This window comes from Exiguobacterium sp. s130, from assembly GCF_018619055.1.
Classification (GTDB): Bacteria; Bacillota; Bacilli; order Exiguobacteriales; family Exiguobacteriaceae; genus Exiguobacterium_A.
Genome location: NZ_JACSNI010000001.1, coordinates 36,848 through 59,751, shown reverse-complemented (window position 1 = coordinate 59,751; position 22,904 = coordinate 36,848). Strand labels below are relative to the sequence as shown.

The 22,904-nt window shown below is 48.2% G+C and carries 24 protein-coding genes; 14 read left to right on the top strand and 10 right to left on the bottom strand.

Annotation, left to right across the window (positions count from 1 at the left end):
* Nucleotides 1-265 precede the first annotated feature (265 nt).
* Nucleotides 266-790 carry a DNA-directed RNA polymerase subunit delta gene (rpoE, locus tag HZS85_RS00340; RefSeq protein ID WP_023469562.1) on the bottom strand — a complete coding sequence of 175 codons (525 nt, stop codon included), beginning with the start codon at nucleotides 788-790 and terminating at the stop codon, nucleotides 266-268.
* A gap of 170 nt (nucleotides 791-960) precedes the next feature.
* Here rpoE and HZS85_RS00335 point away from each other — a divergent pair, with 170 nt between their 5' ends.
* From HZS85_RS00335 to HZS85_RS00320, 4 genes are all read left to right on the top strand, one after another.
* Nucleotides 961-1,404: a GNAT family N-acetyltransferase gene (locus HZS85_RS00335; protein ID WP_056064132.1), complete on the top strand. Its 444-nt coding sequence runs from the start codon at nucleotides 961-963 to the stop codon at nucleotides 1,402-1,404.
* Between the two features lie 45 nt (nucleotides 1,405-1,449).
* Nucleotides 1,450-1,767 (top strand): ArsR/SmtB family transcription factor, encoded by a 318-nt coding sequence (locus HZS85_RS00330; RefSeq protein WP_035410742.1) that lies wholly within the window; start codon nucleotides 1,450-1,452, stop codon nucleotides 1,765-1,767.
* Between the two features lie 65 nt (nucleotides 1,768-1,832).
* Nucleotides 1,833-2,261: a DMT family transporter gene (locus tag HZS85_RS00325; protein WP_035410744.1), complete on the top strand. Its 429-nt coding sequence runs from the start codon at nucleotides 1,833-1,835 to the stop codon at nucleotides 2,259-2,261.
* Nucleotides 2,262-2,273: 12 nt separating this feature from the next.
* Nucleotides 2,274-2,753, top strand: coding sequence for a DMT family transporter (locus tag HZS85_RS00320; protein ID WP_035395771.1), 480 nt, complete (start codon nucleotides 2,274-2,276; stop codon nucleotides 2,751-2,753).
* 394 nt (nucleotides 2,754-3,147) lie between these two features.
* Here the strand turns inward: HZS85_RS00320 and HZS85_RS00315 are convergent, their stop codons facing one another.
* From HZS85_RS00315 to HZS85_RS00305, 3 genes are read right to left on the bottom strand one after another with little or no spacing between them, the layout of a single operon-like run.
* Nucleotides 3,148-3,618, bottom strand: coding sequence for a heme-degrading domain-containing protein (locus HZS85_RS00315; protein ID WP_035410746.1), 471 nt, complete (start codon nucleotides 3,616-3,618; stop codon nucleotides 3,148-3,150).
* The gene (locus HZS85_RS00310; RefSeq protein WP_214852067.1) at nucleotides 3,606-4,655 is read right to left on the bottom strand and encodes a Gfo/Idh/MocA family oxidoreductase; all 1,050 of its coding nucleotides are present in this window, start codon (nucleotides 4,653-4,655) and stop codon (nucleotides 3,606-3,608) included. Before HZS85_RS00310 ends, HZS85_RS00315 begins: the two co-directional genes overlap by 13 nt.
* Nucleotides 4,652-5,407, bottom strand: a complete 756-nt coding sequence (locus tag HZS85_RS00305; protein ID WP_214852066.1) for a DeoR/GlpR family DNA-binding transcription regulator — start codon at nucleotides 5,405-5,407, stop codon at nucleotides 4,652-4,654. Before HZS85_RS00305 ends, HZS85_RS00310 begins: the two co-directional genes overlap by 4 nt.
* A 127-nt stretch (nucleotides 5,408-5,534) precedes the next feature.
* Between HZS85_RS00305 and HZS85_RS00300 the strand changes: the two genes are divergently transcribed.
* The 3 genes from HZS85_RS00300 (at nucleotide 5,535) to HZS85_RS00290 (ending at nucleotide 7,744) form a co-directional block, all read left to right on the top strand.
* Nucleotides 5,535-6,368, top strand: coding sequence for an SDR family oxidoreductase (locus HZS85_RS00300; RefSeq protein WP_214852065.1), 834 nt, complete (start codon nucleotides 5,535-5,537; stop codon nucleotides 6,366-6,368).
* Between the two features lie 382 nt (nucleotides 6,369-6,750).
* The gene (locus HZS85_RS00295; RefSeq protein WP_214852064.1) at nucleotides 6,751-7,080 is read left to right on the top strand and encodes a potassium channel family protein; all 330 of its coding nucleotides are present in this window, start codon (nucleotides 6,751-6,753) and stop codon (nucleotides 7,078-7,080) included.
* Nucleotides 7,081-7,093: 13 nt separating this feature from the next.
* The gene (locus HZS85_RS00290; RefSeq protein ID WP_214852063.1) at nucleotides 7,094-7,744 is read left to right on the top strand and encodes a hypothetical protein; all 651 of its coding nucleotides are present in this window, start codon (nucleotides 7,094-7,096) and stop codon (nucleotides 7,742-7,744) included.
* A 55-nt stretch (nucleotides 7,745-7,799) separates the two neighbouring features.
* On the opposite strand, the gene mgtE is transcribed toward HZS85_RS00290, so the two are convergent.
* Nucleotides 7,800-9,152, bottom strand: a complete 1,353-nt coding sequence (mgtE, locus tag HZS85_RS00285; RefSeq protein ID WP_035410763.1) for a magnesium transporter — start codon at nucleotides 9,150-9,152, stop codon at nucleotides 7,800-7,802.
* Nucleotides 9,153-9,383: 231 nt separating this feature from the next.
* Between mgtE and HZS85_RS00280 the strand changes: the two genes are divergently transcribed.
* From HZS85_RS00280 to HZS85_RS00265, 4 genes are all read left to right on the top strand, one after another.
* Complete coding sequence (locus HZS85_RS00280; RefSeq protein WP_214852061.1) at nucleotides 9,384-10,121, top strand: metal ABC transporter ATP-binding protein; 738 nt, start codon at nucleotides 9,384-9,386, stop codon at nucleotides 10,119-10,121.
* A complete protein-coding gene (locus HZS85_RS00275; protein ID WP_214852060.1) occupies nucleotides 10,118-10,963 on the top strand; it encodes a metal ABC transporter permease in 846 nt (281 codons plus the stop codon). The genes HZS85_RS00280 and HZS85_RS00275 overlap by 4 nt, the downstream gene beginning before the upstream one ends.
* On the top strand, nucleotides 10,960-11,877 hold the full coding sequence (locus HZS85_RS00270; protein ID WP_214852059.1) for a metal ABC transporter substrate-binding protein: 918 nt from the start codon (nucleotides 10,960-10,962) through the stop codon (nucleotides 11,875-11,877). Before HZS85_RS00275 ends, HZS85_RS00270 begins: the two co-directional genes overlap by 4 nt.
* A gap of 76 nt (nucleotides 11,878-11,953) precedes the next feature.
* The gene (locus HZS85_RS00265; protein ID WP_214852058.1) at nucleotides 11,954-12,466 is read left to right on the top strand and encodes a PCYCGC domain-containing protein; all 513 of its coding nucleotides are present in this window, start codon (nucleotides 11,954-11,956) and stop codon (nucleotides 12,464-12,466) included.
* Between the two features lie 52 nt (nucleotides 12,467-12,518).
* On the opposite strand, the gene HZS85_RS00260 is transcribed toward HZS85_RS00265, so the two are convergent.
* Complete coding sequence (locus tag HZS85_RS00260) at nucleotides 12,519-12,887, bottom strand: VOC family protein (RefSeq protein ID WP_214852057.1); 369 nt, start codon at nucleotides 12,885-12,887, stop codon at nucleotides 12,519-12,521.
* Entirely contained in the window at nucleotides 12,884-13,324 is a 441-nt protein-coding gene (locus HZS85_RS00255) for a hypothetical protein (protein ID WP_214852056.1), read from the bottom strand. Before HZS85_RS00255 ends, HZS85_RS00260 begins: the two co-directional genes overlap by 4 nt.
* Before the next feature lie 189 nt (nucleotides 13,325-13,513).
* Between HZS85_RS00255 and HZS85_RS00250 the strand changes: the two genes are divergently transcribed.
* Both HZS85_RS00250 and HZS85_RS00245 read left to right on the top strand, forming a co-directional pair.
* Nucleotides 13,514-14,527, top strand: coding sequence for a zinc-binding alcohol dehydrogenase family protein (locus HZS85_RS00250; protein ID WP_214853173.1), 1,014 nt, complete (start codon nucleotides 13,514-13,516; stop codon nucleotides 14,525-14,527).
* Between the two features lie 214 nt (nucleotides 14,528-14,741).
* Nucleotides 14,742-17,174 (top strand): HAMP domain-containing sensor histidine kinase, encoded by a 2,433-nt coding sequence (locus HZS85_RS00245; protein ID WP_214852054.1) that lies wholly within the window; start codon nucleotides 14,742-14,744, stop codon nucleotides 17,172-17,174.
* A 61-nt stretch (nucleotides 17,175-17,235) separates the two neighbouring features.
* On the opposite strand, the gene wrbA is transcribed toward HZS85_RS00245, so the two are convergent.
* Together wrbA and HZS85_RS00235 are read right to left on the bottom strand one after the other, a co-directional pair.
* A complete protein-coding gene (gene wrbA / locus HZS85_RS00240) occupies nucleotides 17,236-17,838 on the bottom strand; it encodes an NAD(P)H:quinone oxidoreductase (protein WP_214852049.1) in 603 nt (200 codons plus the stop codon).
* Between the two features lie 209 nt (nucleotides 17,839-18,047).
* Nucleotides 18,048-20,195 (bottom strand): hypothetical protein, encoded by a 2,148-nt coding sequence (locus tag HZS85_RS00235; protein WP_214852047.1) that lies wholly within the window; start codon nucleotides 20,193-20,195, stop codon nucleotides 18,048-18,050.
* Between the two features lie 155 nt (nucleotides 20,196-20,350).
* Between HZS85_RS00235 and HZS85_RS00230 the strand changes: the two genes are divergently transcribed.
* Nucleotides 20,351-22,141, top strand: coding sequence for an LTA synthase family protein (locus tag HZS85_RS00230; RefSeq protein WP_214852045.1), 1,791 nt, complete (start codon nucleotides 20,351-20,353; stop codon nucleotides 22,139-22,141).
* A 111-nt stretch (nucleotides 22,142-22,252) separates the two neighbouring features.
* On the opposite strand, the gene HZS85_RS00225 is transcribed toward HZS85_RS00230, so the two are convergent.
* Complete coding sequence (locus tag HZS85_RS00225; RefSeq protein WP_214852044.1) at nucleotides 22,253-22,873, bottom strand: LysE/ArgO family amino acid transporter; 621 nt, start codon at nucleotides 22,871-22,873, stop codon at nucleotides 22,253-22,255.
* Between the last annotated feature and the right edge of the window lie 31 nt (nucleotides 22,874-22,904).

Genomic DNA, 22,904 nt, shown 5'->3' with positions numbered 1-22,904 from the left:
AAATATTGCTCCCTTCTCTAATTCACATCTCAACAAAACAGAGGTGGTAAAAACAAAAAAGCAAAAGTGCCCCCATAATTAGGAGACACTTTTGCTGAAATAAGCACGTTGCTTAAAGAAGCCCATGACTAACTTACGTCATTCGGAAAACTTCGTCAAGCCTAATTTTTCAGAGAAAAAATTTCGCGCTCGTTCGTCAGCCGTCAACGAAAAAACTGCCATTTCTATAGGGAAATAGCAGCTGTACAGTTGTAGTTGATCGTGCTTAGACTTCCTCTTCTTCTTCGAAGTCTTCTAAGTCTTCTTCGTCGAGATCGTCATCGAGATCATCGATGGCTGCGACTTTTTTGAACGTATCATCGTCTTCGCTGTCGTCAGCTGAATCATAGTCCGCTGTCTTCGCGAATGTATCGAGATCGTCTTCGATCGTCTCGAACTCATCTTCTTCTGCATCATAGTTGAACTCTTCTTCAAACTCATCGAGTTCTCCACGTTGACGCGCTTCGATGACGAGATCCTCATCCGACTTATCAAACGGATACCAAGCGCGGAGTGACCAACGGTTCGCTCCGACGTTGACGAAGTTTCCGTCGATGTTCATGTCTGTATAGAGTTGAGCAAGTTTCTCGAACTTGTCTTCTTCATCTGTAAACGTATGGTACTTTTCGATTTCTGACGTGATGTCATCGAACGTGATTGGCTGTTCGCCAGCTTCTTGCAACATTTCATTGACGAATTCGATCAGCGAAAGATCAGTAATCTCTTCTTTACTTAAACGGCTGAGGCTCATTGTGACGGCCACTTCCTTTCATTTGCGTTCAATCCATTACTTCTCATTATACGCAAAACAGCTTTTAAAAATCCAGTCTCTATTAAAAAAAAGCTCGAATTGATTCTCGATTCGTGTTTTTCCCGCTCCCGAAAAAGGAATATCCAAGAGAGAAGAAGGAGGAATGACAGATGGAGATGACAATCGAACGGGTCAACGATTTTGATGCCTTCAACTGGTTACCAATCTTATCAAAGAGTACACAGGAAGGCTATCCCTTCATCGAACGGATGCTACGCGAACGGCGAAATGAAACGTTCCAAGAGGATGGTGAGGCATTGTTCGTCGCTTTATCTCTTTCCGGACACGTCATCGCGTGCGGGGGGTATATGAAACAAACCGGCACGAACGACGTCGGTCGGATTCGTCATGTCTATGTCTTACCAGAAATACGACACCACGGTGTTGGTACGCAACTACTTGAGAAAATCATCCCGGAAGCACTTTTGACGTATTCCGAGCTCTGGCTCTATACGGACGATGCCAGTACCTTTTATGAACGATTCGGTTTTGAGCCGTATACAGCAACTAAAGTGACACATCGCCTTCTCAAGCATGCATTCGTTCAACCATAAGTGTCTTGAATTGACATATCGAGAATCATCGATTAGTTTAAGCGTATGACAAATCAAGTGGATCTATTCAAGGCATTATCGAACGAGGTACGTCTTGATATCTTACGCTGGCTCAAGGATCCCGAGACTCATTTCAATAAGCCGACGGCCCATCTCGCGACGAATTTGTCGGACAAGGGAGGCATTTGCGTCGGAGATATCCAAGAGAAGGCGAACTTATCTCAATCGACCGTCTCCCAATATCTTACGATGTTGCAAAAAGTCGGATTGCTCGAATCCGAACGTCACGGCAAATGGACGTATTACCGGCGAAATGAAGAAAAAATCCAGGAGCTTGCAGCGTACCTCAAAGGAGAACTTTGATCCGTTCTCCTCGCCTTACATATCGACATTTCTCGATATTTAGATTCGTGAAAGGATGAATTCTGTTGAAAATCGTGTATTACGCACTCGCGTTACTTGCGGGTATCGCTTTAAGTGTCGAAGGAGCAATCTATGGTGAGCTCGGGAACTTCGTCGGAAAACTCGAAAGTAGCTTTTATAATTTCTTCGCCGGTACGATCATCATCGGATTGATCGTCCTCTTCTTCGGAAGGGGTTCACTCGGCTATACATTCCGCGCACCGAAATGGACCTTGCTCGGTGGTCTACTCGGTAGCATCTACTTGACGATCCTGATCATCAGCATCCCGCTCGTCGGTGTCGGTCTCGCCATGATCAGTGTCATTCTCGGTCAAATGGTCGCTAGTATGGTCATCGAACATAACGGTTGGCTTGGTAGTCCGAAACGTCCGATCAATCGCGACAAGCTAATGGCTTCTGCTCTGATGCTCGTCGCCCTATTTCTTATCTTTTAAGGAGGTTCGCTCGTGAATATTTTATTACTTGGTTTTACATTACTCGGTGGCGTCATGCTGAGCGCACAGTCGTCCATCAACGGTGCCTTCAGTCAAAAGGCTGGTGCCCTTGAAAGTACGTTTCTGACCTTCTTCACGGGGATGCTGATTCTCGCTTTAGCCATCCTCTTCTTCGGACAAGGAAACGTCTTGCTTTTGCTTGAAGCACCTCGTTGGCAACTAAGTGCTGTCCTGTTCGGCGTCAGTTATCTATTCCTGACGATTCTTGCCGTTCCGCAGATTGGTGTCACGGCAGCTAGTATCGCGACCGTCATCGGTCAACTCGCAGCAGGTATGGTCATCGACCACATCGGTGCGTTCGGTGGCGTCGTCGTCCCGCTCGACGGAAAACGTCTGCTTGGTTTGCTTGCGATGCTTGCTGCGCTTTACTTCGTCTATCGCGGGAACACACGCAAAGACGTGTCGGCTTCATCTGATTCGATGGCATCATGACGATTGCCCTCACGATTTGTTCACGCGCTTTCCTCAGGCGAGACACAAGCCAGTCTCGACTGTCACAGACAGCCGACACGGGTCTTGTTTGTCTCTGACAGCGCAAGATCTTGCGCTTTTTCCTGTAGGAGTCGCGTGAACAACGTGAGTCCTGCTGTTTCTCATGATCTATCAAAATAGAACATAAAAAACCGAAATGCTGAAGTATATTCACTTCAGCATTTCGGTTTTTTCGTGTCGAACGATCCGTTGATGAACGTGCAAGACGAAGACTCCTGCGGGAAAAGCGGAATGGGTGAGACCCCGTAGGCGCGAATGCGGCGAGGAGGCTCGCCTTCCGCCCGTGGAAAGCGAAGTCTTGCACGAGAATCAACACTTGTGTTTTATAAATACCTTATTGCTCCAGCTGTTGTCTCTTAAGTAAGCGCAACGCTTCCGTCGCAAGACGATGGTCTGCTTCCTGCGATAGACCGGAAACGGTGATCGTACCAACGACACCGACTCCTTCGATCCGGATCGGGAACGACCCACCGGCATCGACATAATCGGCTGGAGAAACAGCATACATCGTATGATACGAGCGATGTTTGCTCTCATTATACCGACGCATGTACAGCGAGCTATAGCCATGTCGCAAGACGACGTTCGATTTCCGGCGAATCCACTCTTCTTGATCCGGTGCCGTACCATCGAGCGCCGCGTAATATAAACGCTGCCCATTCCGTTTGATTTCAACGGCAATCGACAAGTTTTTCTTCATCGCCCGTCCGATCAACTCATGTCCCATCCCGATCGCTTCCGTATTCGTCAGTGACGTCAGGACGAGTTCTTCCTCTTCCGCAAGCAGCACTTTCAATTCTTCCATGCATCCCATTCCTTTCGTAAGAGGAGTCGCCCTTCATCACTGCTGATGCGCACTGCTTCAATCAAGCGCATTGTTTTTTCAGCGTCGCGTAAATCGACAGGTACCCGTCCACCGCGAAGTCCTTCCGCCAACTGTTCGTAAAACGTCGCATAACTGCCTGGAAGTGTCGCGAGGCGCTCAACTGGCTGATCGGCGATCTGGAGATAGCCATAGGAGTCTACTTCATCTTCGCCGAGCTGTCCATCGACAGCATGACCTTTCGCAAGCCGTCCTTCTTGTGGATCCATTCCGTATTTGATATAACTGCCGCGTGTCGCATGGAACTCAAAACGCGGTGTCGGTCCTTGGATGAAGGATGCCGAGCGAAGAATGACACGCCGCGTACCGTAATGTAGCGTGACATGGAAACCGTCATCGACAACAGCACCGTCACGTTGCAGGTAAACATCGCCCGTCAGAGCATCCGGTTCTCCAAACAAGGCAAGTGCTTGATCGAGTAAGTGTGAGCCGAGATCAAACAGGATGCCGGCACCATCACCCGCTTGTTCCCGCCAGCGCTCCCGAACAACCGGGCGATAGCGATCAAAGCGTGACTCAATGACTTGCCAGTCCCCAATTTCGTTCATCTCCATCAATTGTTCAAGTGTCAGGAAGTCCCCGTCAAAGCGACGGTTTTGATAGACGGCGATTTGAACCCCGTGTTGTTTTGCTAACGTTTGCAGCGCCAGTGCTTCTTCGATCGTCACGACGGCCGGCTTTTCGAGTAAGACGTGCTTTTTTGCTTCGATCGCTTGTTTTGCCATTTCGAAATGCAGTGCCGTTGGTGTCGTGATGACGACAAGTTCCGTACTCTCATCTTGCAAAGCTTCAGCGAGTGTCGCGACGACTGTCGCCTCACTGAAATGTTGTGCCACCTGCTCCGGTCGACTCGAGACGACTTGCGTCACTTCAAATGCCGGTAATGCCTGTAAGAACGGAACGTGAAACGTCACCGCTGAAAAACCAAATCCGACGAGCGTCGTTTGAATCGAGTTCATGTTGTTTCCTCCTCTGTCACTTCGAGATCGACATGATAATGATCTAGTCGTTCTTGCCACGTTGCGTCTGGTACTTGATCGGTGACGAGCATATCGATTTGTCCCCAGTCGCAGACCTTATGCAAAAAGCGTTTATTGAACTTCGTATGGTCTGCGAGGACGATGACACGAGTCGCACTTCGAATCATCGCTTTCTTTACGACCGCTTCTTCGAGTTGTTCCGCAAAAAGTCCTTCTTCTGTCAACCCACATGCTCCAAGAAAAACACAATCGACTTGATAATTCAGGATGTCGTCTGCCGTCTTGATTCCACTCAAGCTCCGTGCATGCCGGTCAAAACGTCCTCCCGTAACGTACAGCTCAATATCCGTGCGAGCTCCGACATAGTCTGCAATGTCAAGGGAGTTCGTGATGACGTGTAGTGGATAAGGCGGAAGTGCCCGTGCCATCTCAGATACCGTCGTTGCAGCGTCGAGCAATAAGCGATCATTCGCTTGGATGTGACGCGCCGCGCGCTGTCCGATCCGCCGTTTTTCCGGTTTCTCTGTCCGCTGTTCATATGCAAGCGTTCCACCAGCACGGACTAATCCATTCTTAACGCGAATGATCTCCCCTTCTTGTTCGAGGACGATGACGTCACGACGTGCGGTATCTCGTGAAATCTGATACTCCTGCATCAGTTGATCTAGCGAAATTTCAGGACTCGTCTTGATCCATTCCCGCATCTGTTGCAGCCGTTCGATTTGCCCCATCGATTCCTACCTCCTTTTTTCTTTATATTAAGTTTTTTCATTAATACATGCAATTTTAATGCAAATAATTCGACGATAATTCGGGTAAATAATAGAAGACAACTACTTTCAGAACGGAGGAATTGATATGCAAACGATATTGATCACGGGCGCTTCTTCCGGTATCGGTCTGGCGACGGCGCAGCGGTTTGCGGAAGCCGGCTGGTCTGTCTACGCTGGTGTTCGGAGTCCGGGTGAGATGACTGTGTCGTTACCGACGCTCACCTTCTTGTCGCTCGATGTCACAGATGAAACAAGCGTGAAGGCAGCCATCCGGCAAATCGAACAAGAGGTCGATCACCTGGACGTTGTACTCTGCAACGCCGGTCACGGTTTACTGCGCGCACTCGGTCAAGCGACAAGTTATGAAATCAAGCAACTCTTCGAAACGAACGTCTTCGGTGTCATCCGAACGATTGAAGCCTGCCTCCCCTTACTCAAACAAGCACCGGAAGGTAGTCACTTGATCGCTACTTCAAGCGTCAGTGGTCTCGTCGGTCAACCGATGAATGAATTGTATTGTGCCAGTAAGTTTGCGATTGAAGGGCTGTTCGAAAGTCTTGCGACCTACTATAAACCGTACTTCAACATCGACGTCACCCTGATTGAACCGGCCGCCGTCGAGACGAACTTTACCGCAAATGTTCTCGATCAACTCGAACGGACGGGTGGCTTACACGAAGACGACTTCAAACCGATCATCACCGCTTATTTGCAGACGTACCGAACGCGACATACCGACCGCCAATCGGCAGAAGCTCTGGCTGAGGTGATCTTCGAGGTCGTCCACCGTGACGAACGTCCGTTACGAATCCGGACGACGGAAGCCGATGAACATTTCGTCGCCCATAAGACGCATCATGATCCGTCAGGACTCCAAGGTGTCGCTAAAATACGACGACTGACATTAAATCTCGAATGATTCTCCTTTTTTAAAAATTTCAATCCGCCTAAGCAATCTTCGCCTACTATACTGAGACTATCTACCTAAAAATTATCTCGAAGGGCGGAACGTATGCCGTCCTTATTTCTTTTTACGATCGTCTATCTGATTCCGACCTTCATCATGTTCTATATGTCGATTGATATATTTTTACGCAATCCATCACATCCGCAACACTAACTGCTCAGCTTATTCACGTTCACTTACTTATAGGATGTTCTTCCTCCATCCAAGAAAAATGCCTCTTCGCTTGAACTTACAGGTTGATCAGGTGATAGATGGTGTCAAACATGCCGGAAAGAATGATTATCTTATTCATGATACGATGGACTTGACGCACCGATCTTAAAGGAGAGATTCGATGATATCTGTACTGACGATTTTTTCACGCCTATTCAAGGGATTGCGCCGCGCCTTTCACTTGTCTTACTTCCGCGGACTACTGATTCTTTGTTTGTTGACAATCGTCTCTGGGACGATCTTCTATAGTACGGAAGAAAACCTTTCGGTCATCGATGCGCTTTACTTTTGCATCACGACACTGAGTACGGTCGGGCATCCGACATTCATCCCGACGACGACGCTCGGTAAGGTCTTCACGATGGCGTATATCACGATCGGCTGCGGGTTGTTCTTGACGTTAATTGCTACCTTGTCATACGTTTTGATTAAACAACCGGAAGAGGATTAAGGGGGAATCAAGCATGCGTCAATCTGCCATCCAAAACAATTTCGATTGGTGTCGCCTTGTTTGTGAACAAGTCGGATGCCAGGTGACAGAAACCGAATCGACCTGGCTCGCTAAAGGAAACGTTCCAAGTTATTATCCGGAACTGATGGTTCGCCTTCCTCATCAGCGAATTAATGCAACCGACGTGTACAGCATCAAGGACTGTACGGCGAGCTATGATTTCTCAAGCGCTGGTCTCAGTCACCTGTTCACAGCGGAATGGATGACCCGTTCCGCCATACTCGATCGTCGCGCTCTTCCCATCGATTGGTCTGTCGTCACGGATGCCACGCAGTTTACTCGCTTCCAAGCAATCCAAGCGACACCGGAGTTACCGGAATCGTTATGGCAACATCCGGACGTCCGCTTTTTCTATTGCGAAGCACAACAGGCAAGTTGCATCGCCTACTCGAACCAAACGACGACCGGATTGATGTACGTTAGTTCCGACTATCTTGATGAACGCTTATGGGATGATATCGCACGCTTGTGCTCCGCACACTTCCCCGGTCAACCGCTCGTCGGATACGAATACGGTGATCACCTGATCACGGCGCTCGAAGCAGGCTTTGACGACGTCGGTCCACTGGCGGTCTGGATTCGCACGACGCATGAGAATGCATGAAAAAACCGAACCAATTCCCTTTCTCTTGAAGAGAAGGCGAATCGGTTCGGTTTTTTTACATCAAGCGACTGATGAACGCGGTCGCGATCCCGAAGTAGACGAGGAGCGACAAGATATCGTTCAACGTCGTGATCAGCGGTCCGGACGCAATCGCCGGGTCGATCTTTAAGCGATGTAAGATGAGCGGAATGATCGTTCCAGCCAGTGTTCCAAAAATCAGCGTGATGACGAGTGAGCTGCCGACGACAAGACCTAAGACGGCACTTCCTTGCCAGACGTACGCAATGATAGCAATCAAGACGCCACAAATGACACCAATGATCAAACCAACCCAAAGTTCTCGTAGGATTAATCGCGTCGCGACCCGCTTATCGACTTCACGCGTGATCAATCCACGGACGACGACCGCGAGCGATTGGGTACCGGTATTTCCGGTCATCCCAGCAATCATTGGCATGAAAAAGGCAAGCGCGACAACTTTTGAAAGCGTCTCTTCGAACTGACTGATGATCGATCCGGAGACGAGCCCGATGAACAGTAACAAGACGAGCCATGGCAAGCGCCGGGTTGCAGCAATCCACGGCTTCGTCTCGAAATCAATTGATTTACCGGATGCTGAGAGTTTCTCGATGTCTTCATTCGCTTCTTCCCGTAAGACATCGAGTGCATCATCGACCGTAATCAATCCGACGAGAACATCGCCTTCGACGACCGGTAGCGAAACGAGATCGTAGCGTTCGAACAATTGCGCGACCTCTTCCTGATCGGTCTCTGCTGCGACCCGAATCACCTTCGTCTCCATGACATCGCTGATTCGTTCCGTATTTTCAGCTAAGATGACGTCCCGGTATGAGATGACACCGACGAGTTCACTGAGTTGATTGACGACGTACACGTAATTGATCGTCTCCGAGTATTCGATGTAGTCACGCATCTTCTCGACCGTCTCACCGACCGTGAAATCCTCTCCCACCCAGATGAACCGGTTCGTCATCAAACGCCCTGCCGTCTCCGGTGGATACGTCAAGAGATTGCGGACGATCAGTGCCTCGTCTGTCCGCATGCTACCAAGCAAACGGTCAGTTTCTTCTGGTCCCAGTTCCTCCAGTAAATCCGCGACATCATCGTTTTCCATTAAATCGAGGACATGCCCGGCGCGCTCGACGTCTAAACGACGCAAGACGGCAAGACGTTGCTCTCCTTCGAGCTCCTCAAGCACATCTGCCAATCGTTCGTGATCGAGATAATCGAGGAGTCGTGCCTGATCGTCTTCTCCTAATTCTTCATATACTTGCGCGATGTCATACGGATAGACTTCTTCGATGACTTGCTGTGCTTGCTCTCGCTTTTCCTTCGCAAGCGCATCGAGCAATAGCCACTTCCATTGTTGTTCTGCTGTCTGACGCAATCTCCTCACCCCCATACGATTCTGCCTTTTCATCTTAGCACGAGTTGATTCGCGATCGATATCGAAAAACAGTTGACAACTGTTTCTCACGGCTTTAAAGTTTGCCTTAAGGAAACATTATTAGTAGACCGAATCTTTCTCTAGTAATGAATGATCAAAAAATTTTAAGCTGTTTTTTGCCATAAGGAAACTTTCCTTCTCTATACCACAAAACCAAAGGAGTGAGCATTCATGTACGCCCTTGATGTTAACCGTCTCACGGTCTCCTATTTTGATACACATGCACTCGCCGATGTATCCGTCCGTCTTCCGGTCGCTTCGCTGATTGGTATCATCGGACCGAATGGTGCCGGTAAATCCACTTTCTTAAAAGCCATCCTCGGTCTGATTCCCGCTCGGATCGAGCAGTTACGCGTACTCGATCAACCACTCGAAGCTGTCCGGTCTCGTGTCGCCTATGTACCTCAGCGTAGCGCGATCGATTGGGATTTTCCTGTGCGTGTCCAAGATGTCGTACTGATGGGGTGTTATCCGAAGCTCGATCTGTTCAGACGTCCATCAAAGGAACAAAAGCAGTTCGCGATACATTGCCTTGAGCGCGTCGATATGGCCGATCATGCCAAACGGCAAATCGGTGAACTGTCAGGCGGACAACAACAACGGGTCTTTCTGGCGCGTGCCCTTGCTCAAGAAGCAGAACTACTGTTACTGGACGAACCGTTCGTCGGTATCGATGTCGCCAGTGAGCAGATGATCATCGAACTCTTACGGACACTCCGAGCCGAAGGGCGGACGATTGTCGTCGTCCACCATGATCTGCATAAAGCAGAGGACTACTTCGACACGTTGATGCTGTTGAACAAACGACTAATCGCTGTCGGTCCTCCGTCTGATATCTTGACGCCGGAGTGGCTCGAACCAGCGTATGGCTTACCGCTATTCGAACGACGTAAGGAGGGACAAGGATGACGTTCATCGAGGCATTATTTCAGTATGATTTCTTACAAAAAGCGATGATCACCGCCGTCATGGTCGGCATCATCTGCGGTGTGATCGGCTGTTTCATCATCTTACGCGGGATGTCGTTAATGGGTGATGCGATCTCGCACGCCGTTTTACCTGGTGTCGCGATTTCTTATCTACTCGGGATCAACTTCTTGATCGGTGCCATCGTCACAGGTCTCGTGACGGCACTTGGAATCGGCTTCGTCAGCCAAAACAGTCGCATCAAGAACGACACAGCGATCGGCATCCTCTTCACGTCCGCCTTCGCCCTCGGGATCATCTTGATTTCGTTCTTGCGCAGCAGTAGCGATCTCTATCACATTTTGTTCGGCAACGTCCTCGCGGTCCGTCCGAGCGATATGTGGATGACCGTCATCATCGGATTGGTCGTCCTCGGGGGAATCTTCTTGTTCTACAAAGAGTTGCTGATCAGTTCCTTTGACCCGACAATGGCGCAAGCCTATGGACTATCGACACGCTGGATTCACTATGGATTGATGACATTGCTGACACTCGTCACCGTCGCTTCCCTTCAGACGGTCGGCATCATCCTCGTCGTTGCGATGCTGATCACACCAGCTGCGACAGCGTATTTACTGACGAACCGTCTCTCGCGGATGCTGTTCCTAGCAGCAGGCTTCGGTACGCTGTCCGCCATCGTCGGACTGTATTTCAGCTTCACCTACAATTTATCCTCTGGTGCATCGATCGTCCTCGTCGCGACGACGCTGTTCGCACTCGTCTTCATCTTTTCACCACGTCACGGTCTGATGCGTCACCGGAAACGAAAGGAGTCTACTGTATGAAATTAAAATTTTTCCTGTTCGTCCTCCTCAGCACAGTCTTGCTTGCTGCTTGTTCGACACCAGCAGAAGATAACGGAAAGCTGAAGGTCGTTGCGACGTATTCAATCCTCGCTGATCTCGCCCGCGAAGTTGGTCGTGAACACGTCGATGTTCACAGCATGGTCAAGATCGGGGCAAATCCGCACGAGTATGATCCCCTTCCGGCAGACGTACAAGCGATGGCGGATGCGGATGTCGTTTTCTATAACGGTCTGAATCTTGAAGCCGGCGGTGCGTGGTTCGACAAACTTCGGGCAACGACCAGTAAAGATGCGTCTGACGCGCCAGTCTATCGTTTAAGTCAAGGCGTCGAACCAAAGTACCTGACGACGAAAGGCAAGGAATCAGAAACCGATCCGCACGCGTGGCTCGATGTGAGTAACGGCATTCAATACGTCGAAAACGTCAAGCAGGCATTGATCAAGGAAGATCCGAAGCACAAAGCGGACTACGAGAAAAATGCCGAGGCTTACATCAAACAACTGCAGACGCTTGATCAGGAAGCGAAAAAGCAGTTTGCCGACATTCCGAAAGCAGAACGTCACCTCGTCACGAGTGAAGGTGCCTTCAAATACTTCGGAACTGCCTATGACGTCAAAGCGGATTATATTTGGGAGATCAACTCGGATAATCAAGGAACGCCGGCACAAGTTCGCCGGATCGTCGATACGATCAAGGAGCAAGACATCCCTGTCCTATTCGTCGAAACAAGCGTCGACCGGCGGAGTATGGAGACTGTCTCTCGTGAGACCGGCGTTCCGATCGCTGGCACACTTTTCACCGACTCGCTCGGAGCACCGGGTAAAGACGGCGACACGTACTACAGTATGATGCAAGCGAACATCAAGACGATCACACAAGCACTCACGAAATAAGCGTCAATAAATCGTCATGCTTTCATCGTTTTACTTTCCTTATAATGAAGGTAAGACAATGAAAGAGAGGCCGACTATGCAAAGACGACTGTATCGTTTTGGACTTCCACTTAGTCTCAGCCTGTTGCTCGCTGCATGCGGGACGGCTGAACAGACGGATACTCCAAAAACAGAACACACGAATCACGAAGATCACGCTGACCATGCCAGTCACGGTGCCGATGATCAACTCGAGAAGACCGCGGGACCAGACACGTTACCTGCTTTTCTCGATGAGCAGGATCAATCGATTCAAACAATCTATCGCTCCGTCGCTAAACATCCCGATTTATTGAAGAAGATGCCATGTTATTGCGGTTGTGGTGAATCTGCGGGTCATACGAGCAACTATGACTGCTTCATCGAAGAACAGAACGCTACGTCAACGACCTGGACGACGCACGGCATTACGTGTGGTACGTGTCTCGATATCGCGGCACAGTCGATCGTCGCTTATCAAAAAGGTAGCTCAGTCAAGGAAATTCGGACTGCAATCGATCAAACTTACGCGAAGACCGGTGTCACACCGACGCCAACGCCAGCACTTTAAAAATAGCCTGCTTCTTTTCACGAACCATGTGATCAGAAGCAGGCTATTTCGTTTAGATGATCACGGCGACTTGTGCCGTCAACGCCATCGTATTCTGTTCCGAATCTTTAAAGAACGCCATCCATGTCTCTTCTGTCTCGGAACGCGTAATCATGTGGGGTTCCCCGAGAAAAACAACACCTTGCTTTTGCATCCGCTTATATTCTGCTGGCAGCGAATCGACTTCAAAATACAAGACGGAACTCGGATGATCGAATGCCTCTGTCTCTGGTAAAGTCAACATCAATCGAATATCGCCACACTGAAAGAAAACCATCGTCTCAAGTTCAAATAAGACCAATAATTGCAAAACATCCCGATAAAATGCTGTACTACGCTTAATATCCTTCACTGGAATTCCAATCTGTTGAATACGTTTCATTTCATCTCCTCCGTCTGTTTTGCTCGCAAGACGAGCGGTCGACCCGACAACAGTTCATCCAGTTGATAGTACGTATGTGCGCGAATCGGTCGATCCGTTCGTGGCAGATGACGGAGTTCGTATGCCACTTCGAGTAAGTAAAATTTGTATTCCTCCCCTTCATCAAAACCGAAGCTCGCGCGCCGTTCCTCGATATACGCTAGAACACGCTCCTGTTGCGAGCACGAGAGACGCTCGACTTGCGGGGCGAGCGCCTCGTGCGGAAAGAGCACGATTTCCCGCTCCGTACGATACAGTCGATGCATGACACCACCACTTTGACGTAAGGCAATCAAACGTGCGGGTCGATACGGACGGGGGTGCGGATGCGCATGGACGAGGAAACGTTCAATGGTAACCTGAGTCGGTCCTGCCGGTAGAGAGATGACGTCATACATATAAAATCGCTCCTTCTCGAAAATGGATAGCTACTCTCATATGCTACCATAGCTATCCAAGGTTCTTCCGTTGACGACAGAAGGGGAATCCGTTTTCAAAGTTTCGCAACTGGTTTTAAGACGGAACGCGCGTGGAACAGATGGAGAGAAACGATTCATATCTGGAAAGGATGATTGTCGATGTCGAATATGTCCGCTGTCGGTTTTCACCGACACTTACCACTGACGGAACACGAAAGTCTGATTGATTTAGAACTACCACGCCCGGAAGCAACGGGGCACGATCTACTAGTTGAGATCAAAGCTGTCTCCGTTAATCCGGTCGATACGAAAGTCCGCGCTCACGGAAAAGATGAAGACGCTCCGAAAGTGATCGGCTATGATGCAGCCGGAGTCGTCGTTGAAGTTGGCGATGATGCCTCCCTCTTCCAAGTCGGTGATGAAGTCTATTACGCCGGTGCGATTCAGCGCCCAGGGTCAAACAGCGACTTCCAACTCGTCGATGAACGAATCGTCGCCAAAAAGCCGGAACGGTTGACGTTCAGTGAAGCGGCTGCTCTCCCGTTGACGACGCTGACAGCTTACGAAGCATTGACCGATCGTCTTGGATTGACGTTTGATGCTAAGTCGAATCTCGAGAAGACGATCCTCATCATCGGAGCTGCTGGTGGTGTCGGTTCAATCGCGACACAACTCGCGAATCACGCTGGGCTGACCGTCATCGGAACGGCGTCGCGTGACGAGACGATTGATTGGGCGAAGGAACACGGTGCACATCATACGATCAATCACCACGACGCATTCCGTCCTCAGCTGGAAGCCCTCGGCTACAAATACGTTGACTATATCTTCTGTCTCAATGCGACGGACCAACATTTCGAGACGATGGTCGATGTGATCGCACCGCAAGGGAAAATCTGTAGCATCGTCGAGACTGATCAAAAACTCGATTTAAGTGCGCTCCAACAAAAGAGTGCGACGTTCGTCTGGGAATTCATGTTCACCCGTCCACTGTTTATGACAGATGATATGATTCGTCAACATGAGATTCTGACGCAAGTCGCAGCATGGATCGAAGAGCATACGCTCGAGACGACGGTCAAGCAGACATTGATCGGCATGAACGCCGACAATCTAAAAGAAGCACACCGTCTCGTCGAAAGTGGAAAAACGATTGGAAAGATTGTCGTTGAACATCATTAATAGGTATCGAAGCAGGATGAGACTAGGCTCTCGTCCTGCTTTTTTGTCGTTCTTTATTTTCTTGTGAACGTGAATCTCTTACTTTGAAGATATTTTAAGTATTATGACTATATTTATCCGTCTAAAAAATGTACGATTACGGTAACAAATATTCCAATGTAATACATCTAATCGACCCTCGACTCACATGTACAAAGGAGCATCCATAATCCATATGCGAAAATGGTTCAATCAAAAGATCAGTCGACAGATCATGTCGTCATTTTATCTCATTCTTATTACACTATTGATCTCTTCCCTGGCTGCTTATTTTTATACGAACCATCAAGTCATGGATGCGAAACAAGAGCTCGATGCGATCAGCATGCGTGAAGATCGAGCGACGAAACTGTGGGACGATTGGCAGTCCCTTCAATACGAGATGCGGGGCTATATCGTCTTCGGAGATGACGCCGTGCTCGACGTGATTGATGAAAAGAAGGCATCACTCGAACAACAGACGGCTTGGTTTGAAAAGAATCGTCTCTACAAGGCGGATCAAATCTATGCGTCTGATATCCGATCGCTCTATAATTCTTATACCAATTTCGTCATGCCGAGCTTGATTAAATACGTCCAAGCAAAGCAATCGGGCACGATTGACGAGCGTTTCCTGCAGATGCCGAGTCTAAAAGCGATGATGCCACAAGTACCTCAGGACCCGAATCGGAAGTTCAAGATGAATGCCTCGAACAGTGAAACGATGCGTAAAAGTGTCAACACGATGGAGAGTACGTTCACGAACTACCGGAGTAGTCTCCGCGCGAAAGAACTCGGTGCAAAAGAACAGCTTGTCATGCAGACGAAGTACGCTGAGTGGATTTGGCTCGTCAACCTGATCGTGTTGTTCCTCGTCATCTTGCTGATCGTCCGCCCGTTCATCGAACGGACGACGCGACAGATCCATCTTCTTAGCAAGGAGAGCAAGCTCCTTGCAAGTGGTGAGCATACGTTACCGTTGATTCCGCTGAACCGTGCTGACGAGATCGGTGAATTGAGTAAATCGTTCCATCAGATGGCGACAGCCTTGATTGAAAACAAACACCAATTGATGTCGACGAACGTCACTCTCGAAGATGCGTTGAAACTGACGCAACGGAACGAGTCCCATTTACGGCTACGTAATCAATTGACGGAGACACTAGCGTCGCGTGATAGCATCAGTGCCTATCCTGCCGTCATTCAAAAGATGGTTGAAATCACGAATGCGACGCAAGGTGCCTTGATTTTCAAAGATGGTACGAAAGTCATCGATATCGTCTTTTATCCACAGACACCGCTCACAGTCGAGGATTGGATGCCAACGATTGAGCCGTTATTGCGTGAGTCGCGACAAGATAAACGACCGCATACGCAGTTCGAAGATGAAGTCGCGCGCGCTGTCACACCGGTTCTTGATCCGAGTCAAAATGAGATCATCGCCTATATCTTCTTGTCCCGTAATCAGGATCGGTTTGATCGTTACGAGCAGGAAGAACTCGCTGCCTTCGCGCGTCAGCTAGCGTTGTCACTCCTACGGATGCGGACGTTCGACGAGATTGAACGCGAACGGGAAAAAACAGCGCGACTGTTGAACTCGATCCGTGAATCGATCGTGTATATCGAGCCCGACGGCGACATTCAGTTAATCAACCGACCATTGCTCGACCTGTTCGATCATCCGATTGATGAAAGCATCGATGAAAACGGACTGATGAACATCACTCCGTCTGTCGTTCAACTTAAACATCGCGTGGACCAACTGCCGGAATTCGAACGTTACTTGAAAAAGACGTTCGTTAAACGAGAAATCGGTGAAGGAACCACCTTCTCGATCGATCAAGAGCGACGCTTCATCAAGACGTATTCCGAAAGCATCCATTATGGCGGACAATTCCGCGGGATTCTACTCGTCTTACGTGACGTGACGAATGAAGTCGAGATTGACCGGATCAAAAATGAACTCGTCTCGACGATCTCACACGAACTACGGACACCACTCTCGTCGATTTATGGCTTTACTGAGCTGATGATTCAGCGGGACCTGCCACCGAAGCGACAGAAGAAGTATCTCGAAGCGGTCCATTCGGAAACAGAACGCCTCTCGCTGTTGATCAATGACTTCCTCGACCTGCAACGGATGGAAGCAAACCGACAAGAATATGAGATGGCGCCGTTTGATATCGTCGCGATGATTCGTGATTTGAAACAGTTGCATAGCTTGTCGTCTTCTTCCCACGCGATTCAAATATTCCGAAACGTCGAACCGCTGATCGTTGAAGGAGATGCGAAGAAGATTCGCCAATTATTCAGTAACCTGATCAACAATGCGATCAAATACTCACCAGCTGGTGGAACGATCGATATTCAACTGACGCGACACGCGTCACGTGTCACGGTCGCGATTCAAGATGAGGGTATCGGGATCCCAGCTTCTGCGATGAGTAACCTGTTCCAAAAATTCTATCGTGTTGACAATTCGGACACCCGTCAAATCGGCGGTACTGGTCTTGGGCTCTCGATCTGTCGCGAGATTGCGCGTGGACATGATGGAGAAATCCATGTCGAGTCGATCGAAGGACAAGGCTCGACGTTCACAGTCGAACTTCCGTTGACACAAAACACATGATGCATACGAAAAAGCGCCAGAATGCGAATCAGCATTCCGGCGCTTTTTGAATTAGGTAATGTTATGAGTTAAGACGGCTTGCCACTTCAACCGTCCGTTTCGCTTGATGGCGCACGGCTGGTTCGACTGATTCAACCATGTTGCCGTCTTGGTCGACAGTGACCGATGTACCATATGGATTTCCGCCCGCTGCGAACAAGACAGGATCTGAATAACCCGGTGCCGCAACGATTGCACCCCAGTGGAACATCGTCGTATAAACTGCGAGAACAGTCGCTTCCTGACCGCCATGCGGATTCTGTGCCGACGACATCGCACTGACGACTTTATTGACGAGTTTGCCTTGTGCCCACAGTCCGCCTGTCGTGTCGAGGAACTGTTGGAATTGTCCTGGGACATGACCGTAACGTGTCGGGACGCTAAAGATAATCGCATCTGCCCAGTCGAGTAGACCCGGTGTCGCTTCTTCGATATCACGTGTGGCTTCCGCATGCTTTTGCCACAATGGGTTCGAAGCGATTGCTTCTGCTGGGGCTGTCTCCTTGATTTTCGCAAGACGGACTTCCGCCCCTGCTGCTTCTCCCGCTTCTTTTGCCCATGAGGCAAGTTGATGGTTCGTTCCGGTTGCGCTGTAATAGATGACCGCTAGTTTCACGTTTGACATGACTTCGCTCCTTTTTTAAAAGACAGTGACGGACGATGGACGTACACGCTTTCTATTCCCGCTTTCTGCGCAAATTAACGTCAATTGTTTGAATTCAAGAGGAAATTCTGTCCAATTCTTCAACCAAACGTTTGAACCAAAGACCATTTTAAAACAAAACAGGAATCCCGTAAGACATTTTCTGCCTTGAAGGATTCCTGTCAGTTCACTTATTTAACGGTTAAACTAAAGGTCTTACTCTTACGCAGCTTGATCGACTCCGCGTGTACCGTGACCCGAGTGCCTCGTTTTTGCTTCGGGAACGTCATCGTTTGTGTCTTACCGGTTGCGAGTTTCGTGTACCGCTTCTTATTGATTGTGACGACGATCGTCTTTCCTTTCGTCGCTTTGACTTTCCATGATGTACTCGTCGGACTGAGTGACGTCGTATACGACTTGAGTGTTGGATTGGCTGCTGCCACGACTTTCTGCCCGGAGACTTGAAGTTGTGTTCCTTTACGGGCAACGAACGTCACGACTTGTCCAACCTTCAATGGTTTTGTCTTAATCGCAAAACTCTGCGTTTTCTTACGATCGATATATGCCGTATATTTCCCATCAATATACAGCTTTCCGTAATCGGCATCTCCATCAAGAATTCCTTCGATCGTCGTGTGTTCATCCGTTAGGGGTGCGGATAGATTACTGTAAATCATCACGCTATCTTTCAAAGAGAGTGATTTCGTAGGATACTCACCACTTCGTGTAATACGATATGACGCTAAGTCATTCGTATATGGAATTGTGATCTCTGTCTTTTTCGTTGCTGGAACAGATTGAATTTGTCGTTTCCCTGCATAGATTTTATAGATACCGCCTTCTTTGGCACTTTCTAAGCGGTATGTAATGAATTTAAAATTATCGTTTTTCGACTGGGTAATGCGTGGCACTTCATAACCTGCGACGGTCCGGTTCACGGATGCTTCTTGATTGAAGTCTCGTGTATTTCCGAACGTCCAACGCGTCACCTGACCGACAAGATTTTTCGTCGACACGTTGATTTGGACACGTCCTGTCTCATCGGAGGCAGCTCTTCCGATGAGGACGCCATCTTTTCCATAGACCGTCACCGGAACATCAGCTTGATCGATGTTAAAGCTATAAGATGTTGTACCTTCCTTGATGGTCGGAATCGCTGAACCCTGAGCTTTTAAGTAACGCTGGTATTGATAACGTGTCCGGTCCTCCAAGACCTTACCAGTTTCAGTCGTGTATGTCGTCCGGTACTCACTATACGGCAAGCGTTTCGGAGTCGTCGTGATCGTGAATAGCTCATTTTTCAGTTCGACATTCCCATTGAACGATAGTTTACTGGGCTCAACAATACCTGTCGTTCCATCTACACGCGTCAGCTCAACGCTCGGAGCTAGAACCGTTCCTTCAAGCAATGTCGTATCATCCTTCGTCAAGTCGTCGATTGCGATTGGTTGGCGTAAATAGGACGCAAACGATAACATCGTCGCTTGATCCTTACTGCGGTAGATAGCCTGTCCATCGGCTAATAATTCATTCGCTAATTGCTTTGAATCGTCAACGAGTGTCGTCAATTGTCCACTTGCTGTATCTAAGTAGAATAACGATGACTCGCTTGACGAACTGGAATCGACCAGTTGAACGTACAATCCGTCTTTCGTTTCGTAAGCTCCCTCAACGTAATATCCTCGTGAGACTTTCGGTAAGGTGATTTGTTGATTGGTGACGACGTGACGCAACATGTCCTGTTCATCATCTAAGATCCAGTCATTGGTTAAAGGCGAGAACCGCTTCACATCAACGGAACGGACTTTCGAGAATGTACCGTCCGGATTTACATCATACCAACCGGCACTGTCTTCTCGTTGGATCGAGAAGCGATTCGGTCCAATCCACTGCAACTGATTTCGAGCAGTCACTTCTAACGTATCACGCGTAACGAATTGATCCCCTTCGCGAATAAAGAGTGATAATTTATCAGACGAGGTATACCCTATCACCATATCGTGATTTAAGACACGTAGATACTCCTTACCTTCTGGAAGCGTCAGCAGTTCCGAAGCTCCCGTCTTCGCATCAATCAAATAATAAGGATGCTCGGTTTCGTCTCCATAATAATCTTCATACAAGAATAACGTTTTATCAGCTGACGTCGCTCGCAGCACCATGTATGGTGAGACGTCTTTCGGATAAGGTGTCGTCTCTTTTGTCTCTAAATCGTAAAATCCAACGATTGCTTGATCTTTCGTTTTGACGTCATACGGTGCAGCATCCGCAGTGACAGTTAGCGTCATCCATGTACCGTAAATCAGCGCGGCACTTCCCATCCATTGTTTCCAGTTCATCTATGTAAAACATCCTTTCAAAAATAAGTGGTTACTTCTATTTTATTCCATATACAGTGATTTTTCTAATGCTTTTTGAAGAAAACACTTAAGCGTTCGACACGTTTCGATTCAGGGTAAAGACTGTATGACGACACACGTAAGGAGTACTGACCATGGCAATTCGCTACACCCTCTATCTGTTACTCGGCATGCTGAAGTTCATGCTGTTTAGTTACTTTACAAAGACCGATCTTTCGCTTCATTTAACACTGATGAACCTTGCCGGAATGCTGATTCTGTCGAGCTGGACGTTATTGATTCCGTGGAATAAACGCCGCTGGATCTGGCTTGGTCTACTTCTCGCACACAGTTTTCTGCTGGCTTCCGACATGTGGTACTACCGTTACTTCGAAGACTTCCTCTCTGTCTCGCTCCTTTCACAGATGACGCAGATGAGTGATGTCAGTAGTGGCTTCACCGCCTTGATCGTACCGCAAGATTTCCTTTTGTTCGCTGATAGTTTGATTTTCATCCTACTGCTCTTTATTTTCCGCAAACGACCGGAAGTGACGACAGCAAAAGCACGCCGCCGGACGGCGGGAATCCTTGCAGTCAGTGGCATCATCTTGTCTGCTTCACTGCTGACGTACCGGACGCTAACGGAAGATCGTCAACCGACGGCAACGATCTCCGATATGCGTGACTACTACCTGTTTGGCTTTTGGGGCTATCACGGGTGGGATGTGTTCAAAGGCGTGACTGGACGACCAAGTGACGGACTGACGGCACAGGAACAACAGCGCATCAATCAAAAGGAACAGACGAATCCGACGGGTCCGAAGCAGACACCGAATATCATTCTGGTGCAGCTCGAGTCGTTCCAGGCTTCAGTCATCGACCAATCCATCAACGGTGAAGAAGTGACGCCGAACCTAAATCAATTGAAGAAGGAATCGCTCTACTTCTCGTCGCTCTATCACCAGACGCATGAAGGACGAACTTCGGACGCTGAGTTCATCACGAACACGTCACTTTATCCATTAAAATCAGGCTCTGTTTATACGCAATATCCATCGAATGAATTCGAGGCGCTTCCTGCGTTACTTGAGAAGAACGGATACGATACAGCAGCGATGCATGCCTACGAAAAAGGCTTCTGGAACCGTGACGATGTCTACAAGAACATCGGCTTTGAGCACTTCTTCAGCCAAAAGGATTATTCAAAAGAGAAGAAAATCGGAATGGCGCTGAACGATCAGCAGTTCTTCCTCGAATCGATTGATCACATGGAGACGCTGCAAGAACCGTTCTTCTCGTTTTTAGTCGCGTTGACGAGTCATACGCCGTATGAGATCGATCAGGAAGATCAGACGCTTGATTTGTCCGGATATAAGGATTCGATGTTGAAACGGTATTACCAGACCGTCCATTACGTCGATACTGGTGTTGGAAAGATGATCGATGAGTTGAAACAACGCGATCTTTGGGACCAGTCCCTCGTCATCTTTTATGGCGATCACGATAGCGGACTCGTCAATGAAGGCAGTGAGATGCGCAAAAAAGCGGATGTTTCGTCTCCGGTTGCAGCTTTCGAACTCGAGCGCCGCATCCCACTATTCATCAAAAAACCCGACCAGCAAACCGGTCGGGTCATGAAAGAAAATGGCGGACAAATCGATATCGCGCCAACAATCATTGATCTGTTGAATCTCAAAACGTCCTATATGATGGGACAATCCCTCGTCGACGACAAACCGAATCTGACTGGTTTCCGGGACGGTTCGTTCCGCTACAAGGACTATTACTATGAAGCGGATTTGACGAAAGCATCCGGTGAAGGTACCTGCTATGACGTGCCGACTGAGAAAAAAACCGAGATGAAGTTCTGTCGCAATCAGGTGAAAGAGGTGAGCGAACAATTAAAGCTATCGGATAAAATTATTGAGGAGAATGAACTGAATTAATCGCATCGTGTCTAGTTTTCTAAAAAGCCAACAAGCCTGACTTTTTTCACGTCTCGTGAGGAGTCAAGCTTGTTGGTCTATTTGTGTTTCATTATTAATTTTCAAGTCTTTTTAAATTGCTTCTAGTGCAAACTGAATCAATTGATACGAGAGCCAAAACATCAAACAACCGATTCCAAAATCTAATACTTTCCAAGCCATCGGTTTTTTAAATACAGGCATTAACCATCTCGCCCCGTATCCTAAACCAAAAAACCAGACAAAAGAGGCGATCAAAGCTCCGATCAAGAAATTGACTTTTTGATCAAATGTCAAAGTCCCAGCTATACCACCGATGATGACGACCGTATCTAGGTATACATGTGGATTTAAAAGTGTAATTGCTAATGTAACTAAAATTGTTTTGTGAATGGGAATGATTTTAACATCGGTTGAAATATCGATTGCACTTGACGATGAAAACGCACTTCGAAAAGATTTGAATCCATATAATAGCAGAAATAGTCCTCCGACAATCGCAAGACCAACATTCGCAAACGTATTATTTTTAATAACAGTACCGACCCCTAATACACCCGTGCACATCAGTATCACATCACATAAGAAACACACCAAGGCTACCCAGAAAATATTATTTTTTAATAAACCTTGTTTTAAAACGAATGCATTTTGTGCTCCAATAGCGATAATGAGCGTCCCGGACGTTATTATACCTTTTAAAATTTCATTCATTTGATAACCCCTATCTCTCTTTAATCTCTAA

Coding starts and splice junctions, on each gene's coding strand:
- rpoE (WP_023469562.1), bottom strand. CDS start 790: ATGAGCCTCAGCCGTTTAAGTAAAGAAGAGATTACTGATCTTTCGCTG.
- HZS85_RS00335 (WP_056064132.1), top strand. CDS start 961: ATGGAGATGACAATCGAACGGGTCAACGATTTTGATGCCTTCAACTGG.
- HZS85_RS00330 (WP_035410742.1), top strand. CDS start 1,450: ATGACAAATCAAGTGGATCTATTCAAGGCATTATCGAACGAGGTACGT.
- HZS85_RS00315 (WP_035410746.1), bottom strand. CDS start 3,618: ATGGAAGAATTGAAAGTGCTGCTTGCGGAAGAGGAAGAACTCGTCCTG.
- HZS85_RS00310 (WP_214852067.1), bottom strand. CDS start 4,655: ATGAACTCGATTCAAACGACGCTCGTCGGATTTGGTTTTTCAGCGGTG.
- HZS85_RS00305 (WP_214852066.1), bottom strand. CDS start 5,407: ATGGGGCAAATCGAACGGCTGCAACAGATGCGGGAATGGATCAAGACG.
- HZS85_RS00300 (WP_214852065.1), top strand. CDS start 5,535: ATGCAAACGATATTGATCACGGGCGCTTCTTCCGGTATCGGTCTGGCG.
- HZS85_RS00295 (WP_214852064.1), top strand. CDS start 6,751: ATGATATCTGTACTGACGATTTTTTCACGCCTATTCAAGGGATTGCGC.
- HZS85_RS00290 (WP_214852063.1), top strand. CDS start 7,094: ATGCGTCAATCTGCCATCCAAAACAATTTCGATTGGTGTCGCCTTGTT.
- HZS85_RS00280 (WP_214852061.1), top strand. CDS start 9,384: ATGTACGCCCTTGATGTTAACCGTCTCACGGTCTCCTATTTTGATACA.
- HZS85_RS00275 (WP_214852060.1), top strand. CDS start 10,118: ATGACGTTCATCGAGGCATTATTTCAGTATGATTTCTTACAAAAAGCG.
- HZS85_RS00270 (WP_214852059.1), top strand. CDS start 10,960: ATGAAATTAAAATTTTTCCTGTTCGTCCTCCTCAGCACAGTCTTGCTT.
- HZS85_RS00265 (WP_214852058.1), top strand. CDS start 11,954: ATGCAAAGACGACTGTATCGTTTTGGACTTCCACTTAGTCTCAGCCTG.
- HZS85_RS00260 (WP_214852057.1), bottom strand. CDS start 12,887: ATGAAACGTATTCAACAGATTGGAATTCCAGTGAAGGATATTAAGCGT.
- HZS85_RS00255 (WP_214852056.1), bottom strand. CDS start 13,324: ATGTATGACGTCATCTCTCTACCGGCAGGACCGACTCAGGTTACCATT.
- HZS85_RS00250 (WP_214853173.1), top strand. CDS start 13,514: ATGTCCGCTGTCGGTTTTCACCGACACTTACCACTGACGGAACACGAA.
- HZS85_RS00245 (WP_214852054.1), top strand. CDS start 14,742: ATGCGAAAATGGTTCAATCAAAAGATCAGTCGACAGATCATGTCGTCA.
- wrbA (WP_214852049.1), bottom strand. CDS start 17,838: ATGTCAAACGTGAAACTAGCGGTCATCTATTACAGCGCAACCGGAACG.
- HZS85_RS00235 (WP_214852047.1), bottom strand. CDS start 20,195: ATGAACTGGAAACAATGGATGGGAAGTGCCGCGCTGATTTACGGTACA.
- HZS85_RS00230 (WP_214852045.1), top strand. CDS start 20,351: ATGGCAATTCGCTACACCCTCTATCTGTTACTCGGCATGCTGAAGTTC.
- HZS85_RS00225 (WP_214852044.1), bottom strand. CDS start 22,873: ATGAATGAAATTTTAAAAGGTATAATAACGTCCGGGACGCTCATTATC.